We start from the raw sequence: 7338 nt of genomic DNA, 5'->3' as shown, positions 1-7338 counted from the left end.
CGACGATGCGGCGCGAGTCGCAGGCCGGGCAGCGCTGGACGATGCGGTCATCGGTGCGGAGGCAGTCACGGCAGATGGATTTCATCGCGGGCGGAGTGTGCCTGAGGGGCGGGGGCGCCGCTATCGTCGTGGTGAAGGCGGGGGAGGGATGAGGGATGAGGGATGAGGGATTAGGGACTGGGGATTGGGGATCAGGGTCTTTCGCCGGGCGGCGGATCGGGGGCGGACTTCGCGGTCGGCCGTCAGCATCCCTCATCCCTCATCCCTCATCCCTCTTCCCCCGTCCCCCGTCCCTGCAATCCGGGGCTTCACGCCAACTTAAGAGACCGTCGGCCAGACTGCGCCGGATTAAGGAAGCCCCCCGCGCGCCGCGCACAGAGGGGCGACGGACCGGGTGTCGATGTCGAAGAAAGTCCTCATCGTCGAGGATAACGAGCTGAACATGAAGCTCTTTCATGATCTGCTCGACTCCCAGGGCTACGAGACGCTGCAGACCCGCGAGGGGCTGCAGGCTCTGGCCCTGGCGCGCCAGCACCGTCCCGACCTGATCCTGATGGACATCCAGCTGCCGGAAATCAGCGGTCTCGAAGTCACCAAGTGGCTGAAGGACGACGAGGAGCTGAACCACATCCCGGTCGTCGCGGTCACCGCCTTCGCCATGAAGGGGGACGAGGAGCGCATCCGCCAGGGCGGCTGCGAGGCCTACATCTCCAAGCCGATCTCGGTGGCCCACTTCCTCGAGACGGTGAGGAAGCACCTGGGGGCGGTCGCGTGACGGCGCGCATCCTCGTCGTCGACGACGTGGAGCCGAACGTCCGTCTGCTCGAGGCCAAGCTCACCCTCGAATACTATGAGGTGATGACCGCGCCCGACGGGGCGACGGCGCTGCAGGTGGCGGCCGAGGAGCGGCCGGACCTGATCCTGCTGGACGTGATGATGCCGGGCATGGACGGGTTCGAGACCTGCCGCCGGCTGAAGGCCGACCCGGTGACGCGGCACATTCCGGTGGTGCTGGTCACGGCGCTGGACGGCCGCGAGGACAAGATCAAGGGCCTGGAGGCGGGGGCCGACGACTTCGTCACCAAGCCGATCGACGACGTGATCCTGTTCGCCCGGGTCAAGTCGCTGGTGCGGCTGAAGGCCGTGCTGGACGAGCTGCGCGAGCGCGAGGAGAGCGGCCGCCGCTTCGGGGTCGACACCGACGGGGCCGGGCGGCTGCGGGCCGCGGGCGGCCGGGTGCTGGTGGTCGACGACAGCGCGACCCAGGCGGAGAAGATCGCCGCCCAGCTGGGGGCCGAGCACCGGCCGGTGGTCGAGCCCGATCCGGCCGCGGCCTTGATCGCGGCGCGCGGGCCGGTGGACCTGATCATCGTCAACGTCTCGAGCGCCGGTTTCGACGGCCTGCGCTTCGTGGCCCAGCTGCGCTCGACCGAGGCGACCCGGCGCACGCCGATCCTGGCGGTGGTCGATCCGATCGACCGGCCGCGGCTGGTCAAGGCGCTGGACCTGGGCGTCAACGACATCCTGCCCCGACCGGTCGACCCGGAGGAGCTGGAGGCGCGGGCGCGGACGCAGATCCGGCGCAAGCGCTACGCCGACTTCCTCAAGCAGAAGCTGGACTACAGCCTCGAGATGGCGGTGACGGACGCCCTCACCGGGCTGCACAACCGGCGCTACATGGCCGGCCAGCTGCAGGCCCTGATCGGCCGCGCCGGACAGGGCGGCGACCAGGTGTCGGTGCTGGTCATGGACATCGACCACTTCAAGGCGGTCAACGACGGCTTCGGCCACGACGCCGGCGACGAGGTGCTGCGCGAGTTCGCGGTGCGGCTGGCCACCAATGTGCGGGCCATCGACCTGCCGTGCCGGCTGGGCGGCGAGGAGTTCGTGGTGGTGATGCCCGGCGCGCCGCTGGAGGCGGCGACGCGGGTCGCCGAGCGCATCCGCCGCGACGTGGCCGAGACGCCCTTCCCGATCATGGGCGGCGCCGAGAGCCTGTCGATCACCGTGTCGATCGGGGTGGCGGCGAGCGACGGCGGCGGCGGCGACACGCCGGAGGCCCTGCTCAAGCGGGCCGACGAGGGCGTGTACGAGGCCAAGAGCCGCGGCCGGAACCAGGTGATCGCGCGGGCGGCCTAGGTCCTTGCCCCGGACCCCGGCGCGGGTAGGGTGGGGGAATGTGGACGAGACGACTGCCGGCGGCCCTGATCCTCGTCCTGGGACTCCAGGCCTGCGCCTCCGTGGATCCTGTCGGCGAATGCCGGACGAGAGCGGCGAATCTCGGCCTCGCGCTCGGGCCCGTGGATCCGGCGCAGTCGGAGCTGATCCTGGCGACCCGTCGCGACCAGACCGAAGAGGCCGTCTTCGTCTACAACTGGCCCGCCGCCGAGGGGCGGCCGCCGGTGGCCTGCGACGTGCGCCGCGGACGCGTGAGCGCGATCAGGCTCGACGGGGCCCGGGTCTGGCCCTGACGACGGCGAGCGGGCGGGGACGCCTCCGCCGCAACGAAAAACGCCCGGCCATCGCTGACCGGGCGCTTCGAAATTCTTCAGGCGATCAAGTGTTTACTTGATCTTGCCTTCCTTGAAGTCGACGTGCTTCTTCACGACCGGGTCGTACTTACGAACGACCATCTTCTCGGTCATGGTGCGGGCGTTCTTCTTGGTGACGTAGAAGAAGCCGGTGTCCGCCGTGGAGTTCAGGCGGATCTTGATGGATGCCGGTTTGGCCATCGGGAATTACCTTTGCGACGGCGAAAGCCGCTGAAATGAGAGGCGCGGAACATACTCAGGCGCGGCCCGAAGTCAACGGGCGGATGGTCGACTTGAGCGCGGCCCCGGGGCGGTCCACTGTCGCGGCATGAAAACCCCGATGATCGCGGCGGCCGCCGTTCTGGCCCTGGCCCTGTCCGCCTGCGCCACCTCGCCGGAGCCGGCGCATCCGCCGGACGCCTTCATGGCGCGGCTGCAGGCCCTGTGCGGGCAGCGCTTCGAGGGGCGGGTGGCGTCCACCGACGAAGCTGACGCGGACTTCCGGGGGCGGCGGCTGGTGATGCACGTGCGCGACTGCGCCCCCGACGAGGTGGGGATCCCCTTCGCCGTGGGCGAGGACCGCTCGCGCCGCTGGGTGGTGACGCGGACGGGCGCGGGGCTGCGGCTCAAGCACGACCACCGCGATCCGCAGGGCGAGGTCCACGGCTACCACATGTACGGCGGCGACACCGCCGGGCCGGGCACGGCGACGCGGCAGGAATTCCCGGTCGACGCCGAATCGATCGCCCGGTTCCGCGCCGGCGGGGCCGAGGTCTCGACCACCAACGTCTGGGCCATGGAGATCCATCCGGGCGAGATGTTCGCCTACGAGCTGCGCCGGCCGTCGGGGCGGTTCTTCCGGGTGGAGTTCGACCTGGCCCGGCCGCTCGCCGAATAGTCAGCGGTCGCGCAGGCCGCGGAGCAGGGCCTCGGCCTGGTCGAGGCGGCCGAACAGGTCGCCGGCGTCGCCGGTGATGCAGCCGGCGTCCCAGCGCAGCTGCTGGTCCTCGTGCCCCTCCTGCGACCAGACGACCCGGCCGTAGGGGCCGTCGGCGATGACCCGCTCGCATTCGAAGCGAACGCCCTCGTAGGGGCGGAAGAGGTCGCGCAGGCGGGCGAAGTCGGCCGTGCTGACGGGGAAGGTCCGCACGGCGCCGTCGCGGCCGGTGTGGCGGCCTTCGCCGCCGTTGGGGATGCTCCACTCGGCCGTGACGTCGCCCCAGGAGAGGGTGGTCAGGGTCAGGCGGTCCGGGGCCGGCAGGACGGGCGGGGGCGGCGGGACGTGCCGGGCCTTCCCCATCTCCTCCATGGCGTAATAGGCGCGGCTGAGCGAGCGTCCGGCGGCGCGGGCGGCGTCGGTGTAGCAGAGCGTCTCGTGCGGCCGGCGCGTCTCCACGCCGTCGTCGCGAAAGACGAGATAGCCGGTGGCCCCGGCATAGTCCGGATCGTCGCAGCGCAGGCCGCGGGCGCGGTAGGGCCGCATCAGCTGCTCGATGCGCCGGTAGTCCTCGCGGGTGACGGGGAAGGCGTAGTCCTCGCGCTCGCTGGTGCGGAAGCGGCCGGTCCCGCCGTCCTCGATCGACCAGAACATGACGTCCGGATGGTGGACGGCCTCGATCCGGTCGGGGGGCGCGTCCTGCGCGGCGGCGGGGCCCGTCGCGGACAGGGCCGCGAGGCCGGCGAGGACGATGAGCAGGTGGCGCATGCCGTCTCCCTCCTTTGACGCGGCAGTAGAGCCCGGCCCGGCGCGCGGCACAACCGGCGCGGGCGGAACGTCAGGGACGGTCAGGGCTGGTGGTCGACCTGATGGCGGCCGCGGACCATGCGGACGAAGGGCAGGGGCCGGTCCGGCTGCTGCAGACGGGCGCGCACCTCGCCGAGGACGAAGCGGGTGATGGCCGGCAGGTCGAGGTCGCCGGTCTCGTCCAGCGCGATCCAGGCGATCTCGTCCAGCTCGCCGCAGCCGGCGGTGGGCTCCGGGTGGAGCAGGGCGGCCGCGTCGGCCATGAAGAAGCGGGCGTCGAAGCGGCGGCTGCGCCCGGGCGGGGTGATGGCGCGGGCGACATAGGACAGGGCGGCGAGGTCGGGCAGGGCGCCGGCGGCGCGGAAGGCCCGCCACGGCCCCGCGACCGAGGCCGGCGGGGCGGGCGCGGCGAGCAGCAGGCCGGTCTCCTCGAAGGTCTCGCGCACCGCGGCCAGGGCGAGGGCCCGGGCCCGGCGCGGCGGAACCTCGCGGGCGAGGCGGGCGGCGTCCGCCGGGGGCAGCTCGCTGGCCGCGGCGGCGGTGAAGTCGCCCCGCTCGATGCGGCCGCCGGGGAAGACCCATTTGGAGGCCATGAACACGTGACCCGGCGCGCGGCGGCCCATCAGCACCTCCGGCCGGCCGCGTCGGCTGCGGGCGAGGATCAGGGTGGCGGCGTCCTTCGGCCGCTGGCGATCCCCGGTGCGGGGCGCGTCGGCGAGATCCTGGGCGGCGTCGAAGGGCGGATTCACCGCCGCTTGCCCTTGCGCACCCCCTTCAGCCCGCCCGAGGGCCTGGCGCCGTCGCGGGGGCGGGGGCCGCCGCGCTTCGGGTAGCCGCCGCCCTTCGGGCCGCGGGCGCGCAGGCCGAGGCGGGGGGCGGGGGCGTTCGGATCGCGCGGATCCGGCTCGGACAGCATCTCGAACAGCAGGCCGCCGGTGACGGGGGTGGCTTCCACGAGGCGGACCTCGACCGACCGGCCGAGAGTCCAGCGCCGGCCGGTGCGCTCGCCGACGAGGGCGTGGCTGCGGTCGTCGTGGGTGAAGTACTCGTCGCCGAGCGAGGAGACGGGCACGAGGCCGTCGGCGCCGGTCTCCTCCAGACGCACGAACAGGCCGAAGCGGGTGACGCCGGTGATGCGGCCGGGGAAGGTCGCCCCGACCCGGTCCTCGAGGAAGGCGGCGATGTAGCGGTCCATGGCGTCGCGCTCGGCGGCCATGGAGCGGCGTTCGGTCCGGGTGACCTGTTCGGCGATGGTCGCCAGCTCGGCGATCTCGCGGTCGGTCAGGCCGTCCTTGCCGAGGTTCAGCGCCCGGATCAGGCCGCGGTGGACGATCAGGTCCGAGTAGCGGCGGATCGGCGAGGTGAAGTGGGCGTAGCGGTCGAGGTTGAGGCCGAAGTGGCCGATGTTCTCGGGGCTGTAGATGGCCTGCATCTGGGTGCGCAGCACGACCTCGTTGACCACCTCGGCGTGCGGGCCGTCGCGGGTCTCGTCGAGCAGGCGGTTGAAGCGCTTCGTGGTCGCCGGTTCGCCCTTGGCCCAGGGCTTGCCGATGGTCTGCAGGAAGTCGGCGAGGTTGAAGATCTTCTCCTGGCTCGGCGCCTCGTGGACCCGGTAGATCAGCGGGGTGCGCTTCTGCTCCAGCGTCTCGGCGGCGCAGACGTTGGCCTGGATCATCATCTCCTCGATGAGCCGGTGGGCCTCCAGCGACTTGCGCGGCTCGATGGCGCCGATGCCGCCGCCGGGGTCCATCAGCACCTTGCGCTCGGCGCTCTCGATCAGCAGCGGGCTGCGCTTCAGCCGGCCCTTGAGCATGGCGTGATAGGCGTTCCACAGCGGATAGAGGATCCGGTCCATGATCGGGCCGGTGACGTCGTCCGGCCGGCCGTCGATGGCGCCCTGGGCCTGCTCGTAGCTGAGGCTGGCGTGGGAGCGCATCAGGCCGCGCACGAAGCGGTGCGACAGCTTGCGGCCGTCCTTGTCGAAGACCATGCGCACGGCGAGGCAGGCGCGGTTCTCGCCCTCCTTCAGGCTGCACAGGCCGTTGGACAGCACCTCCGGGAGCATGGGTTCGACGCGGTCGGGGAAATAAGTCGAGTTGCCCTTGGCGCGGGCCTCGCGGTCGAGGGCCGAGCCGACCCGGACGTAGGCGGCGACGTCGGCGATGGCCACCCAGACGACCCAGCCGCCCTCGTTCTTGGGGTCGTCGTCGCGATGGGCGTGGACGGCGTCGTCGTGGTCGCGGGCGTCGGCGGGGTCGATGGTGATCAGCGGCAGGTCGCGCAGGTCCTCGCGGCCCTTCAGGGAGGGCAGCTCCTGGTCCTGCGCCTCGGCCTCGACGGCCTCGGAGAAGCCGGTGGGGACGCCGTGGGCGTGGATGGCGATCAGGGAGGCGGCGCGGGGGTCGTCCTCGCGGCCGATGGTCTCGAGGATCTTGCCGCGCTTCGGGCCGTAGCGGTGCTCGCCCTTCTCGATGGCGGCCAGCACCAGGTCGCCGTCCTTCAGCCCTTCGGCATGGGCGTGCGGGACCAGCAGGACGTCCTTGGAGCGGCGGTCGACCGGCTCGACGCGCACCTCGCGGTTGGACTTGCGGATGACGCCGAGGACCCGGTTGGTCCCGGCGTCGAGCCGCTTGATCAGCCGCGCCTCCCAGCCGTCCTCGCCGCGCTGGAACTTGCACAGCAGGCGGTCGCCCAGGCCCGGCGCAGGCCCGGCCCGACCCTCCCGGTCCGGGACCAGCAGGGCGCGCGGCGCGTCTTCCGAGGCCTCCACCAGACGGACGTAGATCTCGCCGTCCACGTCGCGCTCGACCACGTCGGCGACCCCGACGGGCGGCAGGCCGCCGGCTTCGGAGAAGCCCTTGCGGCCGCGCTTGCCGAGCCGGCCTTCAGCCTCGAGCTCGCGGATCATTTCGCGCAGGGCGCGTCGGTCGCCGCCCTTCAGGCCGAAGTGGCGGGCGATGTCGCCCTTCTCGGCCGAACCGGCGTCGCGGAGGAAGGCGAGCAGGGTTTCGCGGTCGGGAAGACCGGCGGGCGGCCGTTTGGGGGATCTGGTCATTGCAGCCC

8 protein-coding genes are annotated in these 7338 nt (G+C 72.2%); 4 read left to right on the top strand and 4 right to left on the bottom strand.

All coding sequences use genetic code 11. From position 1 onward, the window contains the following. Positions 1-400 precede the first annotated feature (400 nt). Genes H2038_RS14785 through H2038_RS14775 form a run of 3 tightly spaced genes read left to right on the top strand, consistent with a single transcriptional unit; the run spans position 401 to position 2471 of the window. Complete coding sequence (locus tag H2038_RS14785) at positions 401-775, top strand: response regulator (protein WP_292114899.1); 375 nt, start codon at positions 401-403, stop codon at positions 773-775. Next, on the top strand, positions 772-2139 hold the full coding sequence (locus H2038_RS14780) for a PleD family two-component system response regulator (protein WP_292114896.1): 1368 nt from the start codon (positions 772-774) through the stop codon (positions 2137-2139). Before H2038_RS14785 ends, H2038_RS14780 begins: the two co-directional genes overlap by 4 nt. Before the next feature lie 38 nt (positions 2140-2177). After that, entirely contained in the window at positions 2178-2471 is a 294-nt protein-coding gene (locus tag H2038_RS14775; protein WP_292114894.1) for a hypothetical protein, read from the top strand. A 93-nt stretch (positions 2472-2564) separates the two neighbouring features. Here H2038_RS14775 and rpmG read toward each other — a convergent pair whose 3' ends face one another. Further along, the gene (rpmG, locus tag H2038_RS14770; protein ID WP_292114892.1) at positions 2565-2732 is read right to left on the bottom strand and encodes a 50S ribosomal protein L33; all 168 of its coding nucleotides are present in this window, start codon (positions 2730-2732) and stop codon (positions 2565-2567) included. Positions 2733-2859: 127 nt separating this feature from the next. On the opposite strand from rpmG, the gene H2038_RS14765 reads away from it, so the two are divergent. Next, positions 2860-3429 carry a hypothetical protein gene (locus H2038_RS14765; RefSeq protein ID WP_292114889.1) on the top strand — a complete coding sequence of 190 codons (570 nt, stop codon included), beginning with the start codon at positions 2860-2862 and terminating at the stop codon, positions 3427-3429. Here the strand turns inward: H2038_RS14765 and H2038_RS14760 are convergent, their stop codons facing one another. The 3 genes from H2038_RS14760 to rnr all read right to left on the bottom strand — a co-directional run bounded on the left by H2038_RS14760 (position 3430) and on the right by rnr (position 7330). Continuing rightward, on the bottom strand, positions 3430-4236 hold the full coding sequence (locus H2038_RS14760) for a hypothetical protein (RefSeq protein ID WP_292114886.1): 807 nt from the start codon (positions 4234-4236) through the stop codon (positions 3430-3432). A gap of 80 nt (positions 4237-4316) precedes the next feature. After that, positions 4317-5024: an NUDIX domain-containing protein gene (locus tag H2038_RS14755; RefSeq protein ID WP_292114884.1), complete on the bottom strand. Its 708-nt coding sequence runs from the start codon at positions 5022-5024 to the stop codon at positions 4317-4319. Beyond that, a complete protein-coding gene (gene rnr, locus H2038_RS14750; protein WP_292114902.1) occupies positions 5021-7330 on the bottom strand; it encodes a ribonuclease R in 2310 nt (769 codons plus the stop codon). The genes H2038_RS14755 and rnr overlap by 4 nt, the downstream gene beginning before the upstream one ends. Between the last annotated feature and the right edge of the window lie 8 nt (positions 7331-7338).

Origin of the sequence: Brevundimonas sp. (assembly GCF_013912005.1) — a bacterium.
Taxonomy (GTDB): domain Bacteria; phylum Pseudomonadota; class Alphaproteobacteria; order Caulobacterales; family Caulobacteraceae; genus Brevundimonas.
This window is presented reverse-complemented; position numbering and strand designations above follow the sequence as displayed.